The sequence below is a fragment of the Moraxella sp. K1664 genome (assembly GCF_039693965.1).
Taxonomy (GTDB): Bacteria; Pseudomonadota; Gammaproteobacteria; order Pseudomonadales; family Moraxellaceae; genus Moraxella.
This window is the reverse complement of sequence record NZ_CP155576.1, coordinates 353219-378637: the sequence shown is the minus strand read 5'-3', so window position 1 is coordinate 378637 and position 25419 is coordinate 353219. Positions and strand designations below refer to the sequence as shown.

At 42.9% G+C, this 25419-nt stretch carries 39 protein-coding genes and 2 pseudogenes; 31 read left to right on the top strand and 10 right to left on the bottom strand.

All coding sequences use genetic code 11. The annotated features are described in order from the left end of the window. Window positions 1–101 precede the first annotated feature (101 nt). Entirely contained in the window at window positions 102–1268 is a 1167-nt protein-coding gene (locus AAHK14_RS02100; RefSeq protein ID WP_065256763.1) for a DUF1615 family protein, read from the top strand. A 114-nt stretch (window positions 1269–1382) separates the two neighbouring features. Here the strand turns inward: AAHK14_RS02100 and AAHK14_RS02095 are convergent, their stop codons facing one another. Then, entirely contained in the window at window positions 1383–1610 is a 228-nt protein-coding gene (locus AAHK14_RS02095; protein WP_281133745.1) for a DUF1289 domain-containing protein, read from the bottom strand. Between the two features lie 22 nt (window positions 1611–1632). On the opposite strand from AAHK14_RS02095, the gene AAHK14_RS02090 reads away from it, so the two are divergent. From AAHK14_RS02090 to AAHK14_RS02055, 8 genes are all read left to right on the top strand, one after another. Continuing rightward, window positions 1633–1923 carry a helix-turn-helix domain-containing protein gene (locus AAHK14_RS02090; protein ID WP_346818217.1) on the top strand — a complete coding sequence of 97 codons (291 nt, stop codon included), beginning with the start codon at window positions 1633–1635 and terminating at the stop codon, window positions 1921–1923. Between the two features lie 59 nt (window positions 1924–1982). Next, window positions 1983–2168: a hypothetical protein gene (locus AAHK14_RS02085; protein WP_346818216.1), complete on the top strand. Its 186-nt coding sequence runs from the start codon at window positions 1983–1985 to the stop codon at window positions 2166–2168. Then, window positions 2141–3091 carry an IS3 family transposase gene (locus AAHK14_RS02080; RefSeq protein ID WP_115246899.1) on the top strand — a complete coding sequence of 317 codons (951 nt, stop codon included), beginning with the start codon at window positions 2141–2143 and terminating at the stop codon, window positions 3089–3091. The genes AAHK14_RS02085 and AAHK14_RS02080 overlap by 28 nt, the downstream gene beginning before the upstream one ends. A 284-nt stretch (window positions 3092–3375) precedes the next feature. Continuing rightward, on the top strand, window positions 3376–3981 hold the full coding sequence (locus AAHK14_RS02075) for a YqiA/YcfP family alpha/beta fold hydrolase (protein WP_065255738.1): 606 nt from the start codon (window positions 3376–3378) through the stop codon (window positions 3979–3981). An 86-nt stretch (window positions 3982–4067) separates the two neighbouring features. Beyond that, the gene (locus AAHK14_RS02070) at window positions 4068–4697 is read left to right on the top strand and encodes an NgoPII family restriction endonuclease (RefSeq protein WP_227514677.1); all 630 of its coding nucleotides are present in this window, start codon (window positions 4068–4070) and stop codon (window positions 4695–4697) included. Continuing rightward, window positions 4660–4824 (top strand): hypothetical protein, encoded by a 165-nt coding sequence (locus AAHK14_RS02065; protein ID WP_227514675.1) that lies wholly within the window; start codon window positions 4660–4662, stop codon window positions 4822–4824. The genes AAHK14_RS02070 and AAHK14_RS02065 overlap by 38 nt, the downstream gene beginning before the upstream one ends. A gap of 14 nt (window positions 4825–4838) precedes the next feature. Continuing rightward, a complete protein-coding gene (gene dcm, locus AAHK14_RS02060) occupies window positions 4839–5138 on the top strand; it encodes a DNA (cytosine-5-)-methyltransferase (RefSeq protein WP_264753549.1) in 300 nt (99 codons plus the stop codon). Window positions 5139–5161: 23 nt separating this feature from the next. Continuing rightward, entirely contained in the window at window positions 5162–5827 is a 666-nt protein-coding gene (locus AAHK14_RS02055; RefSeq protein WP_264753548.1) for a DNA cytosine methyltransferase, read from the top strand. Between the two features lie 49 nt (window positions 5828–5876). On the opposite strand, the gene AAHK14_RS02050 is transcribed toward AAHK14_RS02055, so the two are convergent. Further along, the gene (locus AAHK14_RS02050; protein WP_065255737.1) at window positions 5877–6797 is read right to left on the bottom strand and encodes a LysR family transcriptional regulator; all 921 of its coding nucleotides are present in this window, start codon (window positions 6795–6797) and stop codon (window positions 5877–5879) included. A gap of 133 nt (window positions 6798–6930) precedes the next feature. Here AAHK14_RS02050 and AAHK14_RS02045 point away from each other — a divergent pair, with 133 nt between their 5' ends. The 7 genes from AAHK14_RS02045 (at window position 6931) to AAHK14_RS02015 (ending at window position 11096) form a co-directional block, all read left to right on the top strand. Beyond that, window positions 6931–7557: an MBL fold metallo-hydrolase gene (locus AAHK14_RS02045; protein WP_197035883.1), complete on the top strand. Its 627-nt coding sequence runs from the start codon at window positions 6931–6933 to the stop codon at window positions 7555–7557. 39 nt (window positions 7558–7596) lie between these two features. Further along, window positions 7597–7938, top strand: coding sequence for a hypothetical protein (locus tag AAHK14_RS02040; protein WP_216635284.1), 342 nt, complete (start codon window positions 7597–7599; stop codon window positions 7936–7938). A gap of 26 nt (window positions 7939–7964) precedes the next feature. Beyond that, the gene (locus tag AAHK14_RS02035; protein ID WP_065256690.1) at window positions 7965–8501 is read left to right on the top strand and encodes a helix-turn-helix domain-containing protein; all 537 of its coding nucleotides are present in this window, start codon (window positions 7965–7967) and stop codon (window positions 8499–8501) included. After that, window positions 8474–9424: an IS3 family transposase gene (locus tag AAHK14_RS02030; protein ID WP_115246899.1), complete on the top strand. Its 951-nt coding sequence runs from the start codon at window positions 8474–8476 to the stop codon at window positions 9422–9424. The genes AAHK14_RS02035 and AAHK14_RS02030 overlap by 28 nt, the downstream gene beginning before the upstream one ends. Before the next feature lie 306 nt (window positions 9425–9730). Continuing rightward, window positions 9731–10399 (top strand): nitroreductase, encoded by a 669-nt coding sequence (locus AAHK14_RS02025; protein WP_065255968.1) that lies wholly within the window; start codon window positions 9731–9733, stop codon window positions 10397–10399. Window positions 10400–10425: 26 nt separating this feature from the next. After that, window positions 10426–10557 (top strand): hypothetical protein, encoded by a 132-nt coding sequence (locus AAHK14_RS02020; protein WP_255518666.1) that lies wholly within the window; start codon window positions 10426–10428, stop codon window positions 10555–10557. Window positions 10558–10568: 11 nt separating this feature from the next. Beyond that, a complete protein-coding gene (locus tag AAHK14_RS02015) occupies window positions 10569–11096 on the top strand; it encodes an alcohol dehydrogenase catalytic domain-containing protein (protein WP_253842401.1) in 528 nt (175 codons plus the stop codon). Between the two features lie 60 nt (window positions 11097–11156). Here the strand turns inward: AAHK14_RS02015 and cueR are convergent, their stop codons facing one another. Beyond that, window positions 11157–11546 carry a Cu(I)-responsive transcriptional regulator gene (gene cueR, locus AAHK14_RS02010; protein ID WP_062499830.1) on the bottom strand — a complete coding sequence of 130 codons (390 nt, stop codon included), beginning with the start codon at window positions 11544–11546 and terminating at the stop codon, window positions 11157–11159. A 172-nt stretch (window positions 11547–11718) separates the two neighbouring features. Here cueR and AAHK14_RS02005 point away from each other — a divergent pair, with 172 nt between their 5' ends. Both AAHK14_RS02005 and AAHK14_RS02000 read left to right on the top strand, forming a co-directional pair. Further along, complete coding sequence (locus AAHK14_RS02005; protein WP_167346553.1) at window positions 11719–11865, top strand: hypothetical protein; 147 nt, start codon at window positions 11719–11721, stop codon at window positions 11863–11865. Between the two features lie 80 nt (window positions 11866–11945). Next, window positions 11946–12689, top strand: coding sequence for a DUF305 domain-containing protein (locus tag AAHK14_RS02000; protein WP_065255967.1), 744 nt, complete (start codon window positions 11946–11948; stop codon window positions 12687–12689). Window positions 12690–12795: 106 nt separating this feature from the next. Here AAHK14_RS02000 and AAHK14_RS01995 read toward each other — a convergent pair whose 3' ends face one another. After that, window positions 12796–13152: an arsenic resistance protein gene (locus AAHK14_RS01995; RefSeq protein ID WP_083108085.1), complete on the bottom strand. Its 357-nt coding sequence runs from the start codon at window positions 13150–13152 to the stop codon at window positions 12796–12798. 39 nt (window positions 13153–13191) lie between these two features. Further along, a complete protein-coding gene (locus AAHK14_RS01990; RefSeq protein ID WP_010907411.1) occupies window positions 13192–13590 on the bottom strand; it encodes a Cd(II)/Pb(II)-responsive transcriptional regulator in 399 nt (132 codons plus the stop codon). A 72-nt stretch (window positions 13591–13662) separates the two neighbouring features. Here AAHK14_RS01990 and AAHK14_RS01985 point away from each other — a divergent pair, with 72 nt between their 5' ends. Continuing rightward, the gene (locus AAHK14_RS01985) at window positions 13663–14277 is read left to right on the top strand and encodes a cation diffusion facilitator family transporter (protein ID WP_039195096.1); all 615 of its coding nucleotides are present in this window, start codon (window positions 13663–13665) and stop codon (window positions 14275–14277) included. Between the two features lie 82 nt (window positions 14278–14359). Here AAHK14_RS01985 and arsB read toward each other — a convergent pair whose 3' ends face one another. From arsB to AAHK14_RS01970, 3 genes are read right to left on the bottom strand one after another with little or no spacing between them, the layout of a single operon-like run. Next, window positions 14360–15406, bottom strand: a complete 1047-nt coding sequence (gene arsB, locus AAHK14_RS01980; protein ID WP_196761081.1) for an ACR3 family arsenite efflux transporter — start codon at window positions 15404–15406, stop codon at window positions 14360–14362. Continuing rightward, complete coding sequence (gene arsC / locus AAHK14_RS01975; protein ID WP_062499838.1) at window positions 15375–15785, bottom strand: arsenate reductase (glutaredoxin); 411 nt, start codon at window positions 15783–15785, stop codon at window positions 15375–15377. The genes arsB and arsC overlap by 32 nt, the downstream gene beginning before the upstream one ends. A gap of 51 nt (window positions 15786–15836) precedes the next feature. Continuing rightward, window positions 15837–16160 (bottom strand): metalloregulator ArsR/SmtB family transcription factor, encoded by a 324-nt coding sequence (locus AAHK14_RS01970; RefSeq protein WP_034293588.1) that lies wholly within the window; start codon window positions 16158–16160, stop codon window positions 15837–15839. A gap of 191 nt (window positions 16161–16351) precedes the next feature. On the opposite strand from AAHK14_RS01970, the gene AAHK14_RS01965 reads away from it, so the two are divergent. The 8 genes and pseudogenes from AAHK14_RS01965 (at window position 16352) to AAHK14_RS01930 (ending at window position 21321) form a co-directional block, all read left to right on the top strand. Next, window positions 16352–17710, top strand: coding sequence for an NtaA/DmoA family FMN-dependent monooxygenase (locus tag AAHK14_RS01965; RefSeq protein WP_194092745.1), 1359 nt, complete (start codon window positions 16352–16354; stop codon window positions 17708–17710). Between the two features lie 34 nt (window positions 17711–17744). Then, window positions 17745–18433: pseudogene (locus tag AAHK14_RS01960) on the top strand (SDR family oxidoreductase); the annotation flags it as partial. A 159-nt stretch (window positions 18434–18592) separates the two neighbouring features. After that, window positions 18593–19129, top strand: a complete 537-nt coding sequence (locus AAHK14_RS01955; RefSeq protein WP_065256690.1) for a helix-turn-helix domain-containing protein — start codon at window positions 18593–18595, stop codon at window positions 19127–19129. Continuing rightward, a complete protein-coding gene (locus AAHK14_RS01950; protein WP_115246899.1) occupies window positions 19102–20052 on the top strand; it encodes an IS3 family transposase in 951 nt (316 codons plus the stop codon). The genes AAHK14_RS01955 and AAHK14_RS01950 overlap by 28 nt, the downstream gene beginning before the upstream one ends. A 145-nt stretch (window positions 20053–20197) precedes the next feature. Then, window positions 20198–20506, top strand: a complete 309-nt coding sequence (locus tag AAHK14_RS01945; protein WP_062499845.1) for a metalloregulator ArsR/SmtB family transcription factor — start codon at window positions 20198–20200, stop codon at window positions 20504–20506. A gap of 12 nt (window positions 20507–20518) precedes the next feature. Next, window positions 20519–20800 (top strand): annotated as a pseudogene (locus tag AAHK14_RS01940) (rhodanese-like domain-containing protein); the annotation flags it as partial. Further along, window positions 20781–21092, top strand: a complete 312-nt coding sequence (locus AAHK14_RS01935) for a DUF2892 domain-containing protein (protein WP_228707376.1) — start codon at window positions 20781–20783, stop codon at window positions 21090–21092. The pseudogene AAHK14_RS01940 and the gene AAHK14_RS01935, both read left to right, overlap by 20 nt. A 40-nt stretch (window positions 21093–21132) precedes the next feature. Then, a complete protein-coding gene (locus tag AAHK14_RS01930; protein WP_065255708.1) occupies window positions 21133–21321 on the top strand; it encodes a DUF2892 domain-containing protein in 189 nt (62 codons plus the stop codon). A gap of 44 nt (window positions 21322–21365) precedes the next feature. Here AAHK14_RS01930 and AAHK14_RS01925 read toward each other — a convergent pair whose 3' ends face one another. Both AAHK14_RS01925 and AAHK14_RS01920 read right to left on the bottom strand, forming a co-directional pair. Then, a complete protein-coding gene (locus AAHK14_RS01925; protein WP_065255709.1) occupies window positions 21366–21608 on the bottom strand; it encodes a DUF333 domain-containing protein in 243 nt (80 codons plus the stop codon). A gap of 69 nt (window positions 21609–21677) precedes the next feature. Then, window positions 21678–22229 (bottom strand): TetR/AcrR family transcriptional regulator, encoded by a 552-nt coding sequence (locus AAHK14_RS01920; protein WP_065255710.1) that lies wholly within the window; start codon window positions 22227–22229, stop codon window positions 21678–21680. A 182-nt stretch (window positions 22230–22411) separates the two neighbouring features. On the opposite strand from AAHK14_RS01920, the gene AAHK14_RS01915 reads away from it, so the two are divergent. From AAHK14_RS01915 to AAHK14_RS01900, 4 genes are all read left to right on the top strand, one after another. Beyond that, on the top strand, window positions 22412–23341 hold the full coding sequence (locus tag AAHK14_RS01915) for an alpha/beta hydrolase (protein ID WP_065255711.1): 930 nt from the start codon (window positions 22412–22414) through the stop codon (window positions 23339–23341). 122 nt (window positions 23342–23463) lie between these two features. After that, the gene (locus tag AAHK14_RS01910; protein ID WP_065255712.1) at window positions 23464–23898 is read left to right on the top strand and encodes a MarR family transcriptional regulator; all 435 of its coding nucleotides are present in this window, start codon (window positions 23464–23466) and stop codon (window positions 23896–23898) included. Window positions 23899–23968: 70 nt separating this feature from the next. Next, window positions 23969–24754, top strand: coding sequence for an ABC transporter six-transmembrane domain-containing protein (locus AAHK14_RS01905; RefSeq protein ID WP_197035881.1), 786 nt, complete (start codon window positions 23969–23971; stop codon window positions 24752–24754). Further along, on the top strand, window positions 24751–25293 hold the full coding sequence (locus AAHK14_RS01900; RefSeq protein WP_065255713.1) for a GNAT family N-acetyltransferase: 543 nt from the start codon (window positions 24751–24753) through the stop codon (window positions 25291–25293). The genes AAHK14_RS01905 and AAHK14_RS01900 overlap by 4 nt, the downstream gene beginning before the upstream one ends. Window positions 25294–25419 lie beyond the last annotated feature (126 nt).

Here is a 25419-nt window from a genome sequence, read left to right as displayed (position 1 = left end):
ACAAAAATCACACATGGCATTAATATTGAACAAGGTTTATTGGGGCATTATTTTGCTACAATAAGCCGTTTTTTTGGCTTGTCATTGTTTTTTATCACTTTATGAAAAATCCACTATTAAAAAATCTGTCCTTATACATCGCTCTGTTTGGCGGTGCCATCCTGCTGACTGCCTGCACCCAAGAGACGCCCGACACGCCTACCCTGTCAAATGATGAGATTGCCAAAGTGCTACCCAACCGTTCACAGGATAAGGCAAGTTGGGCAGGCGACATCGGGGCGATATTTGACGAGCTAAAATTGCACAAGGACAAAGAGAACATCTGCACCGTGGTTGCGGTCATCGACCAAGAGTCCAACTTCCATGCTAATCCTGCCGTTGCCAATCTCGGGCAAGCGTCCTTGCGTGCCATCGATGATAAGCTAGAAGACAAACTGGGCAAGCAGCTCGCTGGCGTGTTTCGCACCATGCTCGCCACTCGCCCGACCAAGGATGACAGCTTTGAGAGCCAAATCAAAAAGGTAAAAACCGAAAAAGAGCTAGATGAGCTGTACCAACAGATGTTTGACTACTTTACCAGCACCTATAAAGTCAGTGGCGTGAATAATCTCACTAAGCTCACAGGCGAGAGCCTTGATGAACGCCTAAATCCCATCACCACCTTAGGTTCCATGCAGGTGCATGTCAACTACGCCAAACGCCACCGCCGAGCCAACATGAACGACCGCACCCTGCGTGCTGACATGTACGGACAGTATGGCGGTCTGTATTACGGCATTCATCGTTTGATGATGTATCAGGCGGACTATGATAAGCCGTTGTATCGCTTTGCTGATTATAATTCGGGCGTGTATTCGAGTCGAAATTCCGCTTTTCAAAAACGTGTGGCAAGCCTAACAGGAATCAGCCTTGACATTGATGGCGATTTGCTGTTGTATGCTAATGGCACGGTGAGCAGTGCCAAATCACAGACCGAGACGGCACTCATCAAACTGCTCGCCACCGCCAAAACACCGCTCACTCCCGCCCAAATCAGAAGTGATTTGAAAAAAGAGAAAAAAGCAAGTTTTGAGCAAACCGCCACGTATCAAGGGGTTAGCGAGCTGTTTAAAGCCAAATACAAAAAAGACCCCACCTATGCCATCATGCCACAGGTCGTGATTAGCAGTACAAAGATGAAACAGGACAAAAACACCAACTGGTACGCCACCAATGTTAATAGACGCTATGAGGCGTGTATGACGTTGGCAAATAAGCTGGGTAAATAAATGGATAAATAGGGCGTGCTACTCTTTATTTGTCATGATAAATGAGAAAGGCAAAAGGTAAATTTAAGAAAGATAAATAAAAAAGGTAAATAAAAACCACAGGGCGATACTGATTTAAAAATCAAAACTTAACTGCTCAAACTGCCCATAAAAATCAAACTCATAATTGACTGGGGTTTGGCGGTGTTTGTGACGAAGTAGGGCGTGGATGTTGCGACGTCGCCTGCCAAGGTTTTTTAAAATCTTGGCTCGCTCGCCATCGCTGATGATGTGCCATGTTTGGCGTTCGGTGCGATTTCTAAAACAGCCCATGCAGTGAACCGCACCCCAAAAGTTAGACACACTAACCTTTGGGGTGCTTTTTATGGCAAAATACACAACCGACTTTAAACTGTCTGTGATTGGGTATTATCTTAATCATCATGGCTACAAACAAACCGCCAAACACTTTAATCTAAACCACACAACCGTAGAGCTATGGGTTAAACTCTATCAAGCACATGGCATTGATGGCATAAAAAGACGACACACAAAGGCTGTCTATGACACAGATTTTAAGCTTAATGCCGTTCAAGCCATACAACAGGGCAAATCGCTTACACAACTTGCCATAGGCTTAATCTGCCACAACCTTCTTTACTGTCAACTTGGTTAAAGTCCTACCAAGCCTTTGGTATAATGGGACTAATACCCAAACCCAAAGGCAAAAAAGCAATGTCAAACAAACACAACGCTAATAAAACCAAATCAACTTGGAAAACCAAACAAGACCACGAAAAAAGTGTGGATGATTTGCTTGATGAACTTGCCTATCTTAGAGCAGAGAATGACTATCTAAAAAAGCTAGATGCCTTAATTCGTCAAAAGGAACAATCAGTACAAACAAAGAACAAGTCCTGATCATCCAAGAATTAAGGCATAAGCACAAACTTGCTGACTTATTGGCAGTGTCAAACTTGCCAAGAAGTGTGTTTTATTACCACATTCGTCAAAGTACAAAGCCTGACAAAGACCTTGACTTAAAAGAACACATTAACCACATCTACCACCAACACAAGGGCAGGTATGGTTATCGTAGAATCACATCAGAGCTTAACAATCAGCTTGCCCAAAAAGGCATGGTCATTAATCATAAACGAGTGCAACGACTGATGGCTAAACTTGGACTCAAAGCATTGGTTCGTCGTCAACGTAAGTTTAATACTTACAAAGGCACAATGGGCAAAGATACCATTCAGGACAATATACTCAAAAGAGACTTTAAAGCAGACAAACCCAATCAAAAGTGGGCAACAGACATCACCGAGTTTAAAGTACAAGACAAGGCAAATGATGGCAGTGTCATTCAAAGAAAACTCTACCTATCGCCCATCATCGACTTGTTTAATGGTGAGATTGTCAGTTATACGATGAAGGACAGACCAACGTATGAGTTGGTCAAAGAGATGTTAAATGATGCCCTATCCAAGCTAAGCCAAGAAAAGATGGATGACAAACCCATCATTCATTCAGACCAAGGCTGGCACTATCAAATGCACCAGTATCAACAAACCCTAAAAGAACAAGGCTTAACCCAAAGCATGTCAAGAAAAGGCAATTGTTTGGATAATGCTGTGATAGAGAGCTTCTTTGGTACGCTAAAACAAGAGATATTTTATGAGACAACCACATTTACATCAACAGATGAACTTAAACAAGTGATTGATGAGTACATACACTACTACAATCATGATAGAATAAAGAGCAAATTAAAAGGACTAAGTCCTGTTAAGTACAGAAACTTAGTCCAATTAGGGTTAATACAACCACTTGCAACAACCTAACCTTTAATCTTATGTCTAAGATTTGGGGGTCGGTTCAGCAGTAGCCCTTTTTATTCATGGCACACACGCCAATGCAGGGGTTGTCTATCATAAAAAGTTCGTTTTGCATGGCAGGCGAGTGTGGCTAATAAAAAAGGGCAAATGTCAGGCGTAAAAAGCGTTAATTATAGCGAAAATTGATAAAAATTGATACAATGGCGTTTGATTTATTTATCATATATTTGCCCATCGTACCATTTTGCGATACCCATTATAACACCTATTTGACAACCCATAAAACGACCATGACCATCATTTACCTGCATGGACTAGACTCCGACCCCAACGCCACCAAAGCCGTCATCACTGCCAACCACGCCAAAGGGTTTGGCATAGATACCCTACGCCCTGATTTGAATTGTCCACCTGATGACGTAGTGGCTAAGCTATTGAATTTAATCAAAGAAAATCCTAATGCCGTGCTTGTCAGCTCGTCCTTAGGTGGATATTTTGCCACACTCTTGTCCGACATGACAGGCACGCCTGCGGTGCTGTTAAATCCGAGTATACGCCCTGATGTCAGTTTTCAGCGATTTTTAAAGGATAATTTTGACGGGCAAACGCTCACAGACGATACCGTCATCTACACCACGACAGGGGGCTGGCAGATTCGCTATGGGGATTTGGCATGGTTTGAAAAGCACCGTTTGACCGCCAAAAATCCCCACAAAATCAAAGTGCTATTAAAAATGGGTGATGAGCTGTTAGACGCTTATGCCACCCAAGCATTTTTTGAAAGCTGTGGGGCGGACGTCATCGCCCAAGACGGGGGCGACCATAGAATGAGTGATTATGATGAGCAGGTGGGGCGTGTTGTGGGGTGGGTACAAGCATTAGGGGAGAGCCTGTGAATATCATTAACGCCATTTATCGCATTGTTACGTCATTTGGGGGTGAATTACACCGCCAAAGCCACGGACTAAATCGTGCCAACTAAATGGGCGGGGCATTAGAAGAGTGGATAAAAGACGTTTTTGCCGATACGCTAGACAGTACCGATGAAAACGACCGCTTAATCAAACTTAGCCAAACATTTAGCTATCTTGGCAATCAAAATAATCCGCCCGACATGATTTTAAAGCACGGCGATGCCATAGAAGTCAAGAAAGTCATCGGCAAAAACGCCACATTGGCACTAAACAGTTCATACCCCAAAAATAAACTGCACGCCAGCTCTCCCCTAATTACCCAAGCGTGCAAAACGTGCGAGCCAGATTGGCAGGAAAAGGACATTATTTATGTGATTGGTGTTGCCCCAAACAACCGCTTGCAAAGTCTGTGTATGGTCTATGGCGATGATTATTGTGCTGACCAATCCGTTTATGAACGGGTGCGAGATGCCATATCGCTTGGCGTTAAGAGTATTCCTAATATAGAATTTACACCCACAAATGAGCTTGCCAAAGTCAAAAGGATAGACCCGCTTGGCATTACTGATTTGCGAGTGCGTGGCATGTGGTCTATCGCCAGCCCCTTTAAAGTGTTTGACTATGTCTATCAAAGGGACGATAATAGCGAGTTTAATTTTTATGTGTCTCATCAATCAACAAAAATACCAAAGTTTTGACAATGTGGCGATGATTGAGTCGCTTATCGGTCAGATTGACGGATTTGAGATTGTGGATGTGCTTATCAAAAACCCCAATAATCCGGCTCAGTTAAAACCAGCAAAACTCATCCGTTTTAAAAAATAATTTATCTATATCTTATGAAAATCATCAGTTTATTTAGTGGCTGTGGTGGGCTTGATTTGGGCTTTAAGAAAGCAGGGTTTAAGATACCTGTTGCCAATGAGTATGACAAAGCCATTTGGGCGACCTTTAAAGCCAATCACCCCGACACACACCTAATAGAAGGCGATATTCGTCAAATCAAAGAAAGCGATTTTCCTGATGATATTGACGGAATTATTGGCGGGCCTCCTTGCCAATCGTGGTCGGAAGCTGGGGCGTTGCGTGGGATTGATGATGCTCGTGGTCAATTATTTTTGATTATATTCGTATTTTAAAAAACAAACAGCCCAAATTCTTTTTGGCAGAAAATGTGAGTGGAATGCTTGCCAATCGCCACAATCAAGCGGTGCAAAATATTTTAAAAATGTTTGATGATTGTGGTTATGATGTTACTTTAACTATGGTTAATGCCAAAGATTATGGCGTGGCACAAGAGCGAAAACGGGTTTTTTATATTGGTTTTCGTAAAGATTTAAACATTGATTTTGAATTTCCAGTTGGCTCAACCATTAATGATAAAGATAAAATCACATTAAAAGACATTATTTGGGATTTGCAAGATACCGCCATTCCTGCTTTGGATAATAATAAGAAAAACCCCCAAGCAATCAATCACAATGAATATTTTGTTGGCGGTTTTTCTCCTATGTTTATGAGCAGAAATCGTGTCAAAGCGTGGCATGAGCAAGGTTTTACGGTGCAAGCGTCTGGGCGACAATGCCAATTACACCCTAATGCTCCCAAAATGCAAAAAGTAGAAGCCGATAAATTTGAATTTGTGGCAGGCAAAGAGCATTTATATCGGCGAACGACGGTGAGAGAAGTGGCAAGGGTGCAGGGATTTCCTGATGATTTTGTGTTTATTTATCAAAATTTAAATGATGCTTATAAAATGATTGGCAATGCCGTGCCTGTGAATTTAGCCTATGAAATTGCAAGGGCAATTAGGCAAACATTAAGTTAAATGAATGCACCGTTTATCGTGGGATAGGCGGTGTTTTTTGCTATAAAAATTAAACCCGCCAATCTTCCCCCTGATTCCATTTTTCTACTAAAAAATCCATAACCGCCTGTACATTGACAGGGCGATAAGCACTTTGTGGCGTGAGTATGGCAACACAAATCTCTTGATTGTCGCTGGAAATGGGCGTGTCCGCCAAAATGGGAATAAGTTTGCCCGAGCGGATTTCGTCCACCACCGCCCAATCAGGCATCGCCACAATGCCGTTTCCAGCAACTGCCATTTCAATCAGGCTGTTGCCGTTATTGCTTACAAAACTTTCTTGCACCTTAATCACTTGTTGGCTTGCCTTTTCTCGCCAACGCAATAACCCCAACTGCCCACGATAAAAAAGCCCCTGATGATTTGCCAAATCAGCAACCGTTTTGGGCGTGCCAAATTTCGCCAAATACGCAGGGGACGCCAGCAAAAAATGGCGTTGGCGGGCGATGATTTTTTGCTTTAAATTGCTGTCGGTCGGCACGGCAACCCGCACAATCATATCGGCGATTTGGCTATAAGGGTCAATAAAATCATCGGTTTGGCTTAAATGAATTTGCAATTTGGGATAGCGTTTGGCAAGTTCGCCCAAATGTGGGACGATGTGTTTTTGCCCAAAAAATACAGGGGCGTTGATGTGGATAATGCCATTAGGTTCTTGATTTTTATCGTTTAATTTGTCAGTCAAATGGGAAAATTCGCCCAAAATCGCTTTGGCGTGCGTGGCAAAAACTTCCCCCGCCTGCGTCAAACTCATCGCCCTTGTGCTACGGTAAAATAAGGTTTGCCCAAAATCGTCTTCTAACTGCTTGATTTGCCGAGAAATGACCGAATTTGCCACATCGTACTGGCGGGCGACTTCGGAAAAGTTTTTTTCACGGGCTACGGCTAAAAAAATTTCTAGGGCGTGGAGTGTGGTGTTTTTGGGGTTCATTTGTGCGGTTTTGGCATAGGTGTTTTGTTATTGTTGCTATTTTAACAAATTTAAAAAGCCATTACAATATGCTCACTTCACAGGATAGGGCATTTTGCTTTATCTATTATTCATTATTTTAATAAGGTTTTTTATGAAAACATTATCCAAAATCAGCACGGCGTTATTGCTTGCAGGCTCGCTTTTTAGCTCGGTGGCAATGGCTCACGGTACGCATTCGCATTCACACGCAGTTTATCAACCCACAGAAAATGCCGTAGCACAAAAACGCACCCAAGTGGACGGCTACTATCGTATGATGCTTGGCGATTATGAAGTTACCGCTTTGTATGACGGTTATTTGTCCATTGGTACACCTGTTTATCAACAGTTTACCAAATTAACCAAAAAACAATTAGATGAGTTGATTTCAGGGCAATTTCGTCCAATGCTTCCAGATGGTGGCGTACAAACGGCTGTTACGGGGTATTTGATTAACACAGGCAAAAATTTGGTGCTACTTGACGCAGGTTCTGGTGATGTGTTTGATGATAAAGTGGGTAAATTAGCCGAAAGTTTGATTAAATCAGGCTATCGCCCTGAACAGGTGGATACCATTATTCCAACGCATTTGCATTTTGACCATTTTAGTGGCGTAACTCGCAATGGCAAAATGGAATTTCCAAATGCAACCGTTTATATTGCCAATCAAGAAAAAGCCTTTTGGTTAGACACGCCTATCAGCCAAATGCCAGAGCATACCCAAAAATATGCCCAATAGACACGAGATGCGGTTGCTCCTTATGCGGCGGCAGGGCGTGTGAAATATTATAATTTGGGCGATGAAATTATCCCAAATTTCAAATCCGTGCCAACCACAGGGCATACCCCAGGTCATAGCAGTGTGGAAGTCTCATCAAAAGGCGAAAAATTGTTTGTGTGGGGCGATTTGTTGCACAACCACGCCTTGCAACTGCCTGAACCAAGTGTGGCAGCCGAGTTTGATGTGAATGCAAAATCAGCTCGTGCCAGCCGATTGGCGATGTTTCCAAAACTTGCCAAAAACAAAACTTGGATTGCAGGGGCTCACTTGCCATTCCCAGGACTTGGGCATATTCGCCAAGAGAAAAAGGGCTATTCTGAACCGCACCCCAAAAGTTAGACACACTAACCTTTGGGGTGCTTTTTATGGCAAAATACACAACCGACTTTAAACTGTCTGTGATTGGGTATTATCTTAATCATCATGGCTACAAACAAACCGCCAAACACTTTAATCTAAACCACACAACCGTAGAGCTATGGGTTAAACTCTATCAAGCACATGGCATTGATGGCATAAAAAGACGACACACAAAGGCTGTCTATGACACAGATTTTAAGCTTAATGCCGTTCAAGCCATACAACAGGGCAAATCGCTTACACAACTTGCCATAGAGCTTAATCTGCCACAACCTTCTTTACTGTCAACTTGGTTAAAGTCCTACCAAGCCTTTGGTATAATGGGACTAATACCCAAACCCAAAGGCAAAAAAGCAATGTCAAACAAACACAACGCTAATAAAACCAAATCAACTTGGAAAACCAAACAAGACCACGAAAAAAGTGTGGATGATTTGCTTGATGAACTTGCCTATCTTAGAGCAGAGAATGACTATCTAAAAAAGCTAGATGCCTTAATTCGTCAAAAGGAACAATCAGTACAAACAAAGAACAAGTCCTGATCATCCAAGAATTAAGGCATAAGCACAAACTTGCTGACTTATTGGCAGTGTCAAACTTGCCAAGAAGTGTGTTTTATTACCACATTCGTCAAAGTACAAAGCCTGACAAAGACCTTGACTTAAAAGAACACATTAACCACATCTACCACCAACACAAGGGCAGGTATGGTTATCGTAGAATCACATCAGAGCTTAACAATCAGCTTGCCCAAAAAGGCATGGTCATTAATCATAAACGAGTGCAACGACTGATGGCTAAACTTGGACTCAAAGCATTGGTTCGTCGTCAACGTAAGTTTAATACTTACAAAGGCACAATGGGCAAAGATACCATTCAGGACAATATACTCAAAAGAGACTTTAAAGCAGACAAACCCAATCAAAAGTGGGCAACAGACATCACAGAGTTTAAAGTACAAGACAAGGCAAATGATGGCAGTGTCATTCAAAGAAAACTCTACCTATCGCCCATCATCGACTTGTTTAATGGTGAGATTGTCAGTTATACGATGAAGGACAGACCAACGTATGAGTTGGTCAAAGAGATGTTAAATGATGCCCTATCCAAGCTAAGCCAAGAAAAGATGGATGACAAACCCATCATTCATTCAGACCAAGGCTGGCACTATCAAATGCACCAGTATCAACAAACCCTAAAAGAACAAGGCTTAACCCAAAGCATGTCAAGAAAAGGCAATTGTTTGGATAATGCTGTGATAGAGAGCTTCTTTGGTACGCTAAAACAAGAGATATTTTATGAGACAACCACATTTACATCAACAGATGAACTTAAACAAGTGATTGATGAGTACATACACTACTACAATCATGATAGAATAAAGAGCAAATTAAAAGGACTAAGTCCTGTTAAGTACAGAAACTTAGTCCAATTAGGGTTAATACAACCACTTGCAACAACCTAACCTTTAATCTTATGTCTAAGATTTGGGGGTCGGTTCATTCTTGGGTACCTGTTGAATACACACCACTTGAATACTAATTTTACATAATAAAAAACACCGTTTTTTAAATAAAAGCGGTTTTTTTGTCTTATCAAAACTATTTATGCTAATTTAGCAAAAGAGTTTTGTTGTTTATGTTATTTTAACAAATTTAATATTGTTTTAAAATAGGCATTATCTTTGGACGTATTGAACATTGATAACATTTTATAAAATAAGATGTAAATTTAACACGTCCTAAACAAAATCATTTATTTGGAGTAATTTATGCTTGATTTTTCAACCGCCGTTCAAACTCGCCAATCCATTCGTGAGTTTTTGCCCGAAACTTTATCCAAAGCCGACATTGGTGCGGTACTTGATGATACCTTGCGTTCCCCGTCTGCGGTCAATGCCCAGCCTTGGCAAATTCATATTGTGTCGGGTGATGCATTGGCTCGTTTGTCCGATAAATTGGTTGAGCGGTTTAGAAATGGCACGCCAAACCCTGATTTTGGTTATGACCAAGCCAATTTTGTCGGCGTATATGAAGAGCGTATGCGTGATGCCTACAAACGCCTGTACGATGCTTTTAATATCTCTCGTGCCGATAAAGAAGGTCGTAAAAATTTTGCCGAAGAGAATGTGCGTTTTTATGGTGCACCGCATTGTGCTTTTTTCTTTATGCCCAAAATTGGCGACAATGTGTTTTCGGCAATGGATGTGGGTATGATTGTACAAACCTTTATGTTGTCTTTGACTGCTCGTGGTTTTGGTAGCGTGCCACAGCTATTGTTGGCGATGTATCCTGATGTGGTACGAGAAGAGTTTGGCGTATCTGATGATTATCAGTTGATGGTGGGCGTGTCTTTTGGTAAACCTGATAGCCAATCGCCAGCCAATGACATTCGTCAGCCCAGAGCCCCACAAGGCGAAACCGTGTTTTTCCACGATTAAATCAATATTTACTTAAAGAGAAAAAAATGAGCAAACAAATTCAATTTACCAAAACAGGTTCGCCTGATGTCCTGCAAATCGTTGACGTACAAATGACGTACAAATCCCCGCCCCCAAAGCCGATGAAGTACAAATCCAAATCCACGCCATTGGTTTAAACCGTGCCGAGATGATGTACCGTGAAGGGGCGTATGTGATTGACCCTGTGTTCCCTGCGATTTTGGGCTACGAAGGGGCAGGCGTGGTAACAGCGATTGGCAATGGCGTGAGCGAATTTGCCATTGGCGATAAGGTCAGCGTCATTCCGTCCTTTATGTTTACCGAATACGGCACTTATGGCGAGCTGGTCAATATGCCCAAACACGCCGTGGCCAAGCACCCCGACACGCTGACAATGGAGCAAGCGTCCGCCAGTTGGATGGCGTTTGTTACCGCTTATGGCGGACTGTTGGAATTTGGCAAACTGCAAAAAGGCGATGTCGTGGTGCTGGGCGGTGCAACCAGTTCGGTCGGCTTGGCGGCAATCCAAATCGCCAAAATGCAAGGGGCAACCGTCATCGCCCTGACACGCACCCACGCCAAAGGCGATGTGCTGTTGGATAAAGGGGCTGGGCATATGGATTTATACGACCAAGATAATTGTGTCAGCCAAGTGGTTGATAAATTAACCGAGTTTTATCAGGCGAATTTGAAATAAGTTTTTTATGGTTATGCACGGCTGTTATCAAGCTATGGCATTCATCTGCTTTGATAGTGGTTAAAAATCGCTCAAGCCTTTTAAGATGGGGCAGTCGGGATTGTCATCGCCCCCGCAGGCATCGCTCCACGCTTGCAGGGTGTGTTGCATTGATTTTAATTCTTTGATTTTATTGGATAAAAAATCAATATGACTGGCGGTGAGCGTTTTGACCTGAGCACTTGTGCGGTGTGGATTGTCTTGCAGTGCCAAAAGCTCGCCAATCTGTGCAAGCGAAAAACCGACGCTGCGGGCTTTGGCGATGAATTTTAGCCGAGCGATGTCATTGGAGTTATAAATCCGATAACCTGCTTCACTGCGTGATGGGTTAATTAATAAGTCTGCTTTTTCATAATCACGGATTTGTTTGACGGAAAGTTGGGTAGATTTAGACGCTTGTCCGATGTTCATTGTTGTTCCTTATTGAGTGGTGTGTAAAAAAATGTTATCAAGTAAAAATAACCCTTGACCCTAACATAAGGTTAGACTTTATAATACGCTCATTAAAACAAAAAAGCAATGTTTTTAGTGGTTTAAAAACGGTTTTTGTTTTGATAATCAACCTTTAATTTGGAGAATTGTTATGAACGACATCATCAAAAACCCAAACGCCCACTGCGGTTGCCAATCTTGCACAGGGCAAAATTGCAATCCAAAATGCAACTGCCAAAATGGCGAGCCGTGCATTTGTGATGACTGCACTTGCAACGGCTGTGCGTGTGAATCGTAAAACCAAATAGTGAAATGGACATTGGGCGAATCTGTCATTTGCCCAATGTTATCAATGCCCATTTTGACAAGGAGAATCCAATGACATTCATCAAAAACCGTGCCGTACATCTTGTCGTTGCCGCTGTTGTTTTGGCGACTTTAACCGCTTGTGCCGACGGCAAAAACGAAGTGCCGACGCACTCGATGGTAGGCGACAATAACCACACCCAAACCACCCACGACAGCCCAAATAACCAAAACGGGCACGCAGAGATGAACCACGCCAATATGAACCACTCTGCTATGGCGATGGACACTCAAAATGCTCCGCCCCATACCCAAGCCTATCTTGCAATGATGAACAAGATGGGCGATGAGATGAGCAAAGCGGGCAATCTTGCCGATGCTGATACCGCTTTTGCCAAAGGTATGATTCCGCACCATATCGGAGCAGTTGAGATGGCAAAAGTACAGCTTGAATTTGGCAAAGACGAAACAATGCGAAAGCTTGCCCAAGCGATTATTGATGGACAACAAGCCGAAATTGACTTGATGAATGGCTGGCTGAATGGCAAAGACACGACCACCCAAAACGCCAACGCCCCACACGCCAAAGCCTATGCCTTGGACAATTCACACGGCGAAATGATGACGGCAATTTATGAGACCGACCCTGATGTCGCCTTTGCCAAAGCGATGATTCCCCACCACAAGGGAGCGGTCAATATGGCAAAAGTGCAATTAGAATACGGCAAAGATAAAGCAATGCAAGATTTGGCAAAGCAAATCATCAATGCCCAAGAGCCTGAAATTAAGCTGATGGAAGATTGGCTAAAACAGTAGGGGCAATAAGGCAAAAGCACCGCTTTTGATAAAGCGGTGTTTTTTATGCCGTCTTAAAGGTTTGTGATTTTAAGACGGCATTGGATTTTTCAGGCAGCCTAAAAACCTACACCCCTTTATTTTCCAGCGATTTTCGGTTTATCCACCACACCAGCGACAACATCACAGGCACTTCAACCAACACGCCCACCACCGTTGCCAATGCCGCCCCTGAATTTAAACCAAATAAAGCAATCGCCACCGCCACCGCCAATTCAAAAAAATTACTCGTGCCAATCAAGCACGCAGGGGCGGAAATTTCGTGTGGTAATTTGAGCCATTTTGCCAAAACGTGAGCCAAGGCAAAAATGCCGTAAGTCTGTGCCAGCAAGGGAATGGCAATCAGCAAAATAATCAAGGGATTGGCAATAATGGTTTGGGTTTGAAAGGCAAACAGCAACATCACCGTCAAAATCAAACCCATAATGGAAAAAGGTTTCAGGCTGCCTGAAAAAATATTCCGCTATTCTTTTTCTTTAATACCTTGAATAATCTGACACTTATCAACCGTTTTATTTTCACAACCCACAAATTGCATTAGAAAAGTTTTAACTTGTTGTAGTTCTGTGATTTGTTCGTCCAAATATGCCAAATGTTGCTCGGCAAGTGCATTGATTTCATTGCATTGTTTGTTAGGCGTTTGTTGTAATTGCAACAGCGTTTTGATGTTACTTAAAGAAAGACCGATATTACGGCAAGTTTTAATAAAGCGTAATTGTTCTAACTGATTTTCATCAAACACACGATAGCCGTTTTGTTGATGTGTAGGGGCGATTAAGCCTTGTTTTTCATAATAACGAATGGTTTCCAAATGTACGCCTGTTTGTTCACTGGCTTGTTTTATTTTAAAAAATTTTGACATTTTGGCTTGACCCTGTAATGACTACGGAGTTTATAGTATAGCAAATTTCATCTTAAAACAGGAGCAAAAAAAATGGCGTGCCAAAATTGTTGTGGTTCAAATCAGCCCATTCATCAATCGCCCAAGTACAAAAAAGCCTTGTGGATTGTCTTGATATTAAATTTATCAATGTTTTTTGTGGAAATTGTGATGGGGGTTAAATCAGGTTCAACTTCGCTGTTGTCGGACAGTTTGGATTTCTTGGGCGACAGTGCCAATTATTTGATAAGTTTGATTGTTTTGCCAATGGCGTTAAGTTACCGAGCCAAAGCATCTATGGTTAAGGGGCTAACGATGGGCGGTTTTGGTTTATTTATTTTAATGACAACCATTTATCGTGTGTTTTATGGGGAAATGCCCAGTTATTCTGAAATGAGCATTGTGGGATTTTTGGCGTTATTGGTCAATGTGTCGGCATTGTTGATATTATTAAAATTTCGTGATGGCGACAGCAATGTCCGCAGTGTGTGGGTGTGTTCCCGAAACGATGCGATTGGTAATGTGGCGGTAATTTTAGCGGGTATGGCAGTTTATTTTTTTCAATCAAAATATCCTGATTTAATTGTGGCGTTTGTTTTGGCATTTTTGGCATTACAAGCCAGTCAAGAAATCATCAAAAGGGCTTGGGCGGAATTAAAAGTCAGTTAATTTAAAACACCGTTTGGATTGATGTTCAAGCGGTGTTTTTATTTTTAAATTTTACAAAATAACTTTCAGGCAACCTGAAACCCTACACCCCTTTATTTTCCAGCGATTTTCGGTTTATCCACCACACCAGCGACAACATCACAGGCACTTCAACCAACACGCCCACCACCGTTGCCAATGCCGCCCCTGAATTTAAACCAAATAAAGCAATCGCCACCGCCACCGCCAATTCAAAAAAATTGCTTGTGCCGATTAAGCAAGCAGGGGCGGAAATGGCGTGGGGTAATTTAAGCCATTTTGCCCAAATCGCACTCAAGGCAAAAATGCCGTAAGTCTGCACCAATAAAGGAATGGCAATCAGCAGGATAATCATCGGCTTATCCACAATGGTTTGTGCCTGAAACGCAAACAACAGCACCACCGTCAATAACAATCCCAAGATAGACAAAGGCTTAAAACGCTGGCTGAATTGGCGAATTTTGTGTTCATCTTGCAAAGATTTGCGAGTGGCAAGCCCAACCAGCAAAGGCAACACCAAATACAGCAACACGCTAAAAAACAGCGTGTCCCACGGGATTGTGATGTCGTTCATACCCAAAAGTAGCCCTGCAATCGGGGCAAAGGCAAAAATCATAATCACATCATTTAAAGACACTTGCACCAGCGTGTAATTGGGGTCGCCTTTGACCAGTTGAGACCAAACAAAAACCATTGCCGTACAAGGTGCAACCCCAAGCAAAATCATACCTGCAATGTACTCGCTTGCCGATTGTTCATCTACCCAGCCAGCAAAAAACACCTTAAAAAACAACCAGCCCACAAGTGCCATCGTAAAAGGCTTAATCAACCAATTCACCGTTAAAGTCAGCCACAGCCCTTTGGGATTGTGGCGGATATTTTTAATGGCAAGCCAGTCAATTTGTATCATCATCGGATAAATCATCAGCCAAATCAGCACCGCAATCGGCAAATTGATTTGAGCCACCTGCATTGTGGCAATCCATTGAAAATAAGGCGTAAACCAAATACCCAGCCCCACGCCAAGCAAAATCGCCAAACCCACCCACACACTCAAAAACCGTTCAAAAATGCCCATTTTATGCCCCTTGTACGCGGATGATTTCGCCATCTTCTTTGACAAAATCACTGTGCAATGCCACAGGTGAAATGCTCAAAAACACTTCGCTTGGACGGCACAAACGCACGCCTTTTTCGGTGATGACAATCGGGCGGTTGATTAAAATGGGGGCGGTCAGCATTGCCTTAATGATGTCGTTATCGCTCACCTCGTTGTCCAAATGAAATTGTTGATATTCAGGCACATTGCTTCGTAAAAGCTCTCTGGGCGTGATGTTCATTTGTTCAATCAGTTGGCGTAATGTGCGTTCATCGGGCGGGGTGTCCAGATAATGAATAATGGTCGGCTCAATGCCCAAATGGCGAATCAAAGCCAGCGTGTTGCGAGAAGTACCGCATTTGGGATTGTGATAAATGCTGATTGGGTGCATAGTATGTTCCTTATTTCAAGAGTTATTGAAATGAATGGGCAAAAAAATTTGCTAACACGATTGGCAAAATTTTTCGCAATCGCCACCGCTTGCGTTTTCACAACAGCGATGCAATAAAAATTCAATCAAGCCGTTCATCATCGCTAAATTGGCGAAATAACGGACAAATTTTCCCTGCTGTTCACTGTAAACAAGGTTGGCGTTTGCCAAAGTTTTTAAGTGAAACGACAGATTATTGGGGGCAAGATTGAGCTGTTTTGCCAAATCGCCCGCCACCATACCACGCCCCCCTTCGGCGGTCAGGGCTTGGAAAATGGCAAGGCGTGTGGGCGAAGCAAGACTTTCAAACAGTTTGCTGGCGTGTTCGGTGTTCATATTCATAGGCGGTTAGTATAGCAGGGCGTGCTTTTCATTTCAATAGGTATTGAAATGATGTTTGTGTGTTCAGGCAGCCTGAAAAATTTATCTTTCCAAAAACGAAAACCAACTTCCCATTTTTCGCCATTCAAATTTTAAAAATAAAAACCTATAATATCCCCATACCCTAACCATAAGAGAGAAATAACATGGCTGATTATCTTGACAATGCCAATAAACAAATGAAACTTGCCCTACAACTGGTTTCAGGTTATGGCGGTGAGTTCCAGTCGTGGCGACTTGCCGACAGCAACGAGCGTGCCTATACCGACATTGATTTTTATGCCCAAATGGCAAAAACGGCCGAAAAAGGCAAAATCCACACGCTCTTTATCGCTGATACCCCGTCTTTTGGTGGGGGGGGCGGTGGCACGGACATTTCCACCCGTTCGCCTGCCTTTCCGCTTGAACCCATGGTTATGCTCTCTGCCGTTGCCTACGCCACACAAAAAATCGGCATGGTGGCGACTTTTTCCACCACTTACAACCTGCCCTACAATTTGGCTCGTCAATTAAAAACGCTGGACACATTAAGCCAAGGGCGTGTCGGCTGGAATGCGGTTACCATAGGCACACGAGAGACCGCCTACAATTTTGGCGACAAGCCCCTGCCTGATACGACCACACGCTACGAAATGGCACACGAAATGGTGGAAGCGGTGCAAACCTTGTGGGGCGGGTTTGGCGAAAATGCCTACATCACCGACAAAGCCACAGGCGTGTTTGCCGACATGAGCCAAATCAAGCCTGCCCATTACCAAGGCAAGCATTACCAAGTCAAAGGGGCATTGCCCATTCCTGCCACACCACAGGGGCAACCGCCGATTTTTCAGGCAGGCCCAAGTCCAGAGGGGGTGGAGCTGGCTGGGCGTTTTGCCAGTGGCGTGTATGCCAATCCGTTTACGATTGACGAAGCACGAGCCTACCGCAATGTACTCAAACAAAGTGCGATACAGCACGGCAGAAACGCTGACGACATCAATATGTTTAGCGGATTTATGTTCACGATTGGCGACACGTATGAAGAAGCGTTGGCTCGCAGAATGAAGCTCATTGATTTCATGAGCGATGATGAATTTTATGGGCAAATTCGCTATTTGTCGGCGATGATTGGCGTGAATTTGCATGGGCTTAATTTGAATGAGCCTTTGCCAAAACATTTGCAAAATCAGGCGACACCGCACCCACACGACCCACGCTCGCCACGAGCGGTAGAACTCATCAAACAAGGTATGTCGCCCAAAGAAGCCCTTGCCAATGGCGTGATTAACTACCACCCTGTGGTGGTCGGCACGGCAACCGATGTGGCGGACTTTATGGAAAACTGGTTCAAAGCAGGGGCAACAGACGGCTTTTCGCTCGCCCCCGACAGCCAAAAAGGCGTGCAAGATTTTGTGGAAAAAGTCGTACCGATTTTGCAGGAGCGTGGGATTTATCATGCTGATTATGAAGGTTCAACTTTGCGTGAGCATTTGGGCGTGCCGTATCAGTATGGGTTAAGAAAATAATTTATAAATAATCAATTAGTTAAGGAGATTGAATATGAAACGATTAACCAATAAAGTCGCCATTATCACAGGTGCCGCCAGTGGCATGGGCGAGACGACCGCTCGGGTGTTTGCCCGTGAAGGTGCGACCGTGATTATTACCGATGTGCAAGAGCAGGCGATTAAAGATTTGGTTGCCGACATTCAAGGCGAGTATGGCGATGTGGCGTTGGGCATTGTCCACGACATCGCAGACGAGCAGTCTTGGACAAAAGTTACCCAAGAAGTTGTGGCGAAATTCGGCAAAATTGATATTTTGGTCAATAACGCTGCCATTGGCGGTAAAGACTGGAAATACGAAGATGCGTCTTTGGAAGAATGGCAAAAAGTGATGAAAGTCAATGCCGAAGGGGCATTTTGGGGATTTGTGCCGTTGTGCCTTATATGAAGAAAAACGACATCAGCTCGATTGTCAATATCAATACCCTAGGCGTACACGTGGCAGGCAAAGGCATTGCGGGCATTTCGTATTCGGCGTCCAAAGGGGCGGTCGACGCCTTGACCCGTGCCATGGCTTCACGTCTTGGCAAATACAATATCCGTGTCAATTCCGTATCGCCCGGTCCGATTTTGACCCCTATGGCAAAGCAGTATTCCAGCGATGAAAAATTGGCAGAAATCGCCAGCTTTAATCAGCTTGGACGCATGGGCAACCCGCTTGATGTGGCACATACCACGCTGTTTTTGGCAAGCGATGAAGTCAAATTCATCACAGGGGCTGAGATTTTGGTGGACGGCGGCTTTAAGATTCATAAGCCTTTGTAAAAATTAGCGTAAAGAAAACATCGCTCAAATTGAACCGCACCCCAAAAGTTAGACACACTAACCTTTGGGGTGCTTTTTATGGCAAAATACACAACCGACTTTAAACTGTCTGTGATTGGGTATTATCTTAATCATCATGGCTACAAACAAACCGCCAAACACTTTAATCTAAACCACACAACCGTAGAGCTATGGGTTAAACTCTATCAAGCACATGGCATTGATGGCATAAAAAGACGACACACAAAGGCTGTCTATGACACAGATTTTAAGCTTAATGCCGTTCAAGCCATACAACAGGGCAAATCGCTTACACAACTTGCCATAGAGCTTAATCTGCCACAACCTTCTTTACTGTCAACTTGGTTAAAGTCCTACCAAGCCTTTGGTATAATGGGACTAATACCCAAACCCAAAGGCAAAAAAGCAATGTCAAACAAACACAACGCTAATAAAACCAAATCAACTTGGAAAACCAAACAAGACCACGAAAAAAGTGTGGATGATTTGCTTGATGAACTTGCCTATCTTAGAGCAGAGAATGACTATCTAAAAAAGCTAGATGCCTTAATTCGTCAAAAGGAACAATCAGTACAAACAAAGAACAAGTCCTGATCATCCAAGAATTAAGGCATAAGCACAAACTTGCTGACTTATTGGCAGTGTCAAACTTGCCAAGAAGTGTGTTTTATTACCACATTCGTCAAAGTACAAAGCCTGACAAAGACCTTGACTTAAAAGAACACATTAACCACATCTACCACCAACACAAGGGCAGGTATGGTTATCGTAGAATCACATCAGAGCTTAACAATCAGCTTGCCCAAAAAGGCATGGTCATTAATCATAAACGAGTGCAACGACTGATGGCTAAACTTGGACTCAAAGCATTGGTTCGTCGTCAACGTAAGTTTAATACTTACAAAGGCACAATGGGCAAAGATACCATTCAGGACAATATACTCAAAAGAGACTTTAAAGCAGACAAACCCAATCAAAAGTGGGCAACAGACATCACAGAGTTTAAAGTACAAGACAAGGCAAATGATGGCAGTGTCATTCAAAGAAAACTCTACCTATCGCCCATCATCGACTTGTTTAATGGTGAGATTGTCAGTTATACGATGAAGGACAGACCAACGTATGAGTTGGTCAAAGAGATGTTAAATGATGCCCTATCCAAGCTAAGCCAAGAAAAGATGGATGACAAACCCATCATTCATTCAGACCAAGGCTGGCACTATCAAATGCACCAGTATCAACAAACCCTAAAAGAACAAGGCTTAACCCAAAGCATGTCAAGAAAAGGCAATTGTTTGGATAATGCTGTGATAGAGAGCTTCTTTGGTACGCTAAAACAAGAGATATTTTATGAGACAACCACATTTACATCAACAGATGAACTTAAACAAGTGATTGATGAGTACATACACTACTACAATCATGATAGAATAAAGAGCAAATTAAAAGGACTAAGTCCTGTTAAGTACAGAAACTTAGTCCAATTAGGGTTAATACAACCACTTGCAACAACCTAACCTTTAATCTTATGTCTAAGATTTGGGGGTCGGTTCAAAATGGGCGGTGTTTTTTATTGGCAAAAATAACGGCTTATTTTAAAATACACGCTTGACCTTGGCAAAATTTTATATTAGAATTAACTAAATTAGAGAAATCTAAACTATGAATGATACTGTATCCAATGCAACATTCCCCGAGCAAGCCAAACAAGCGAGCGACTTTTTACGCATTTTGGCAAACGAAAACCGCCTGCAAATCCTGTGCCTGCTGATAGAGCATGGCGAGATGAGTGTCGGACAAATCAATGCGATGACCACGCTTAGTCAGTCGGCACTCTCCCAGCATTTGGCAAAAATGCGAGATGAAGGACTGGTAAGTTATCGCAGGCAGTCTCAGACCTTGTATTATCGGATTTGTGATGACAGGGTTGCTCGTATCATCATGGTTTTAAAGGAAATTTTTTGTCCCTAAGGAGCAAAAACCATGCCCAAACCCCAAACAATCAGCCCAAACGAAGTCGCCCAAAAACTCGCCAAGGGGGCGACACTCATTGACATTCGCTCGCCTGATGAATTTGCCCGAATGCACATTGGTGGGGCGGTGTGCGTGCCGATTGACAGCCTTGATAAAGACAGTATCGCCAACCAAGTCGCCAACAATGCCAATCCACAAGGCGGTCAAAATGGCGAAAATATCGAAAATATCGTGATTTTTCACTGTCTATCAGGCATGAGAACCGCCCAAAATGCCGACAAAATCACCGCTTATACGTCAAATTGCACCGCTTATATCATGGACGGCGGTTTGCAGGCGTGGCAAAAGGCAGGGCTACCAACTGTCATTGACCGCACACAGCCCATTAGTCTTATTAAGGCAAGTGCAAATCGTGGCAGGGGTGCTGATACTGTTTGGTGTGGTGCTAGGCTCGCTTGTGTCGCCTGTGTTTTATGGCGTGAGTGGATTTGTCGGGGCAGGGCTACTATTTGCAGGGGTTACGGGCTTTTGTGGTATGGCAAGAGTGCTTGCCTTGTTGCCTTATAATCGTGTGTCGTCTTAATTTATCAATTGTTTTGTCCAAAATCATTTAGGAGAAAATCATGAAAAGTAATCTACACAGCATTGACCGTATCTTACGCTTGGTGGTTGGGGCGTTGCTTGTGGCTTTGGCGTTCATGGGCGTGATTGGGGTGTGGGGCTATATTGGGGCGGTGTTTGTTTTGACCGCATTTATCAACTTTTGCCCCATTTATCGGATATTTAATTTTTCTACCAAAAAGAAAGATTAAACGAGAAAACACCGTCCATTTGGACGGTGTTTTTATTACAAAAATTACTTTTGATGTTGGCGGAAAAATTCCCACTCTTCTACCACTTGACCATTTGGCAAATGGCATACGCCATATTCTGAGCCGTCTGCATTTTTGCGGATTTCGGTTTTTCCACCTTGTTTGGTACAAAATTCGGACGCAGGATTTGCCATACCGACAGCAGGGCTTTGGGCTTGATTGGTTGTGGTGCAAGCGGTTAAGGTTAGGGTGGTCATGGCGATACCTAATAGGGTGATTGTTTTCATAAAAAACCTTTATTAAAATAAAACGATATTATCCCATGTTTTGTTAAAAATACAAGCCATTAAGTCAATTCATTCGGTACTGGCAGGCTGGTGTTCATCGGACAATGCGTCCCAATTTTCCCCAATCCGTTTTAAATGCTCGCCAATTTTATCTGCCATATCATCAGGCGTTTGCACACGCCCACGCCGTATCCATTCATCAAGTGAGCCAAACACCAGTCCCATAATCAAACTGGTGCGATAGGCTTCCTCATCATCAAAAACAGGTTTTGCCCCGCAACAATCCTTAATGTATTGCAAAAATATGTGCGATAAATCATTGACATACAACAAATCCACAACTTCGCCCATATCGTTAATGCTGTGGAATATCGCCACAAAAATATCCTTGTTGCGAGTAAAAGGCTGACGAGCCAAAAACGCAGGCAACATATTAAGCTGTAAATAAAACACAATCGCCTGTTCTTTATTGGCAAAATTGCGATAAAACGATGAGCGGTTTACCCCTGCTTTTTGGCAAATTTCATTGATTTTAATTTCATCAAATGGTTTTTGTTTTAATAACAAAATCAAGGATTGGGCGATATAATCTTTGATGTGGGTGTTGAGTGTATTTTTCATTGCAAAACAAATGATTGGACAAATTTAGGGATATTTTAACAAAATCAAGATGATTTTTAAAACTGCCACAAATTTGCCGTTTTGTCGCAGTTTGGGCGACTTTCTCGTCTTTTGGCAACAAATCGGCTAAAATAGCATTCAAATAAGTCCCTGTTATGTTTTGATTTTTAGGATAAAATTTGATGAAATTTTTAAAAACCGCTTTGCTTGTCAGCTTGACGGCAGTCTCTTTAATCGCCTGCTCCGCCGTAAAAGAAAAATGGGAGCGTATGCCTGTGGTTAATGTCAGCTACACCCAAGAAATACAAGGCTTAATGCCGATTGAAGCCAAATACACGCAAATGGGGCAATTTGCTGTTGTCTCGCAAACCGTGCCAAGTGGCGAAAATTATTTTAAAGAACACAAAATCTGGTATCCACAAAACATCAATCAAATCAATGGTAAATTGCCCGTTGTGGTGTTCGCCAATGGTACAGGCGTGCCGTATTACAAATACGAAGCGGTGTTTGAGCATTTGGCAAGCTTTGGTTTTGTTGTGATTGGCAATGATGATAAAGAAAGTTGGAGCGGATTGTCATCAAGTCAATCGCTTGCGGTGCTAGATAACTTAAACAGCGATAAAAATTCAATATTTTTCAATAAATTGGATACCAAAAACGCAGGCATTAGCGGTCATTCGCAAGGCGGTGTGGGGGCAATCAATGGGGCAACCCGTTTTGCCAATTCACACCAATTTAAAGCGGTTTATACTTCCAGTGCGACCAAATTGGCGTTGGCAAACGGCTTAAAATGGGATTATGACATCAGCAAAATCCGTGTGCCGTATTTTGCCGTTTCAGGCACAGGCTTGTTTGATGCAGGCAATGGCAAGCCCGATAGCGGTATCGCCCCTTTATCATCGCTACAAGAAAATCATCACAAAATCCCAAACGGTCAATGGGCGGTTTTCGCTCGCAGAAAAAACACCGACCACGGCGATATGCTGTTTAAAGCAGACGGCTATATGACCGCTTGGTTTATGTATCATTTAAAAAATGATGTCAATGCAGGCAAAATGTTAGATGAAATCAAACGCAATCCAAATTGGCAAGATGTGATGATAAAGCGTTGATGATGAAAACACCGTTTGCAAAATGTGAGCGGTGTTTTTATTTTATTAAAATCAAAATTCCCTTGCAAATCGTCCGAAAATTGACTAAAATACGCCACTTAGTCAATATTCGGACTATTTTTATGAATACATTAACCCCCAATCAAATAGACCAAATCGCCGATGTCGCTGTGCAAATGATGAATGATTATGCTCAATTTGCCAAAAAGCACAATGTAAACGACAACGAGCTTGGCATACTCTACACACTGTGGGTGGACGGTGCGTGCAGTCAGTCGCACATTGCCCAAAAACAGCTTATCGCCAAACAAACGGTCAATACGCTATGCCAAAAATTTATCAAAGACGGTCTGTTGATAAGCCAGCCTTGCGATACAGACAAACGCCAAAAGGTGTTGCATTTTACCGATAAAGGGCGAGCCTTTGCCGAGCCGATTATTGCCGATTTACTCGCCCAAGAAAACAAGGCAATCGCTGAATTTGGCGTTCGGAGAGTGGCATTTTTATTAAATGAATTAAAAGACTTACAAGGCGTACTTGCCAAGTATTTGGAGTAACCAATGACAACTGCGGTTTAGACCTTAAAACACATTGCACGCACCAACCACAAAAAATTAACGCTAACATTTGCTAACATTTGCCCTTGTGGCAACCGAGAATCTTTTGTTTGTGCTGTATCCATTGGTGGGCAGTTTTGCGGTCAATGCGGTGCTTTCTGGCGATACTGTTAAGGCGTTGGCGTATGCATTCATCGTCTTTGTGATGTGGGCGGTGGGGTCGGCACGGCGAGCGGTGGACACACGGGCGTTTGTGCGGATTTATGCCAGTCTTGCCGTGCCTGCCATTTTGAACCAAAAACAAAAAGGCACAACGTCCAGTGCTATCGCCCACGCCAATTTGGCACGGCAATTTGTGGACTTTTTTGAGACGCATTTGCCTGTGCTGATTACCGCAGGATTTAATATTGTCGGTTCGGTGGTCATGCTTATCATCATTGAGTTTTGGTCTGGGGTGATTTCGTTGGCTATTTTGTTGATATTTATGATGATTTTGCCAAAATACACCAAGATGAATGACCGACTTTATTTTAAATTGAACAACCACATAGAAAACGAAGGCAATCTGATTGAGCGTGGACAAGCAGGCGAGCTGGTTCGCCATTATGATTTATTGTCAAAAATCCGCATTGGTATTTCCAACCGTGAAGCGATAAGTTTTTTTGTGATTGGTGTGTCGCTTGCGGTGCTGTTTGGGATAACTTTGGCGATTTTGGCAAACAAATCGGTGCAGGCAGGACACGTTTATGCGGTCATTACCTATCTGTGGGCGTTTGCGATGAGCATTGATGATATGCCAAGATTTGTAGAGAAATTTTCAGAATTAAGAGACATTGGAGCTAGGGTACAAATATGACTTTAACTGTTAAAAACATCCGTCCATTTACGCCATATTTTGCTGATTTTAAACGGCTGTATCATGCGGTATTTCCTGATAAAGCACGTTTTCCCATACCGCTACTTGTGCTGATGTCGGTGCGGTCTGATGTGGATTTTTGGGCGGTGCTGGATAAGGGCGAATTTGTCGGATTTGTGTATTTGATTAACGACAAAAAAGCAACCTTTGTGCTGTATTTGGCGGTGGACGAACGCCAGCATTCCAAAGGCTACGGCTCGCAAATTTTGGCACTCATTGAACGCAAAAAAGCAGGCAAAACCATTGTGCTAGACATTGAAACGGCTGATAACACAGAAGCGGACAACCACGCCCAACGGGTCAAACGCCAAGCGTTTTATGTGAAAAATGGCTTTGAGCGAATGGATTTTCGTTTGCAGGATAATGATGATTATCTTGATGTTTTGTGCAAAAACGGACGGATTGACGAAAAAGCGTATCACGCCTTAGTTACCAAACCTGTGTTTGGGTTGGTGAATATTCGGACAAGAAAGCGGTAGAGCATGGGATTTATAATTCTTTGGTTAAAGTGATTTATTAGACTTCCTGCAAAACCCCAAATTAAAGAAAACCGTTCTAATGGTTTTCCTACCCGCAGGCAAGCTTGGGGCGAACGGAAAACTGGT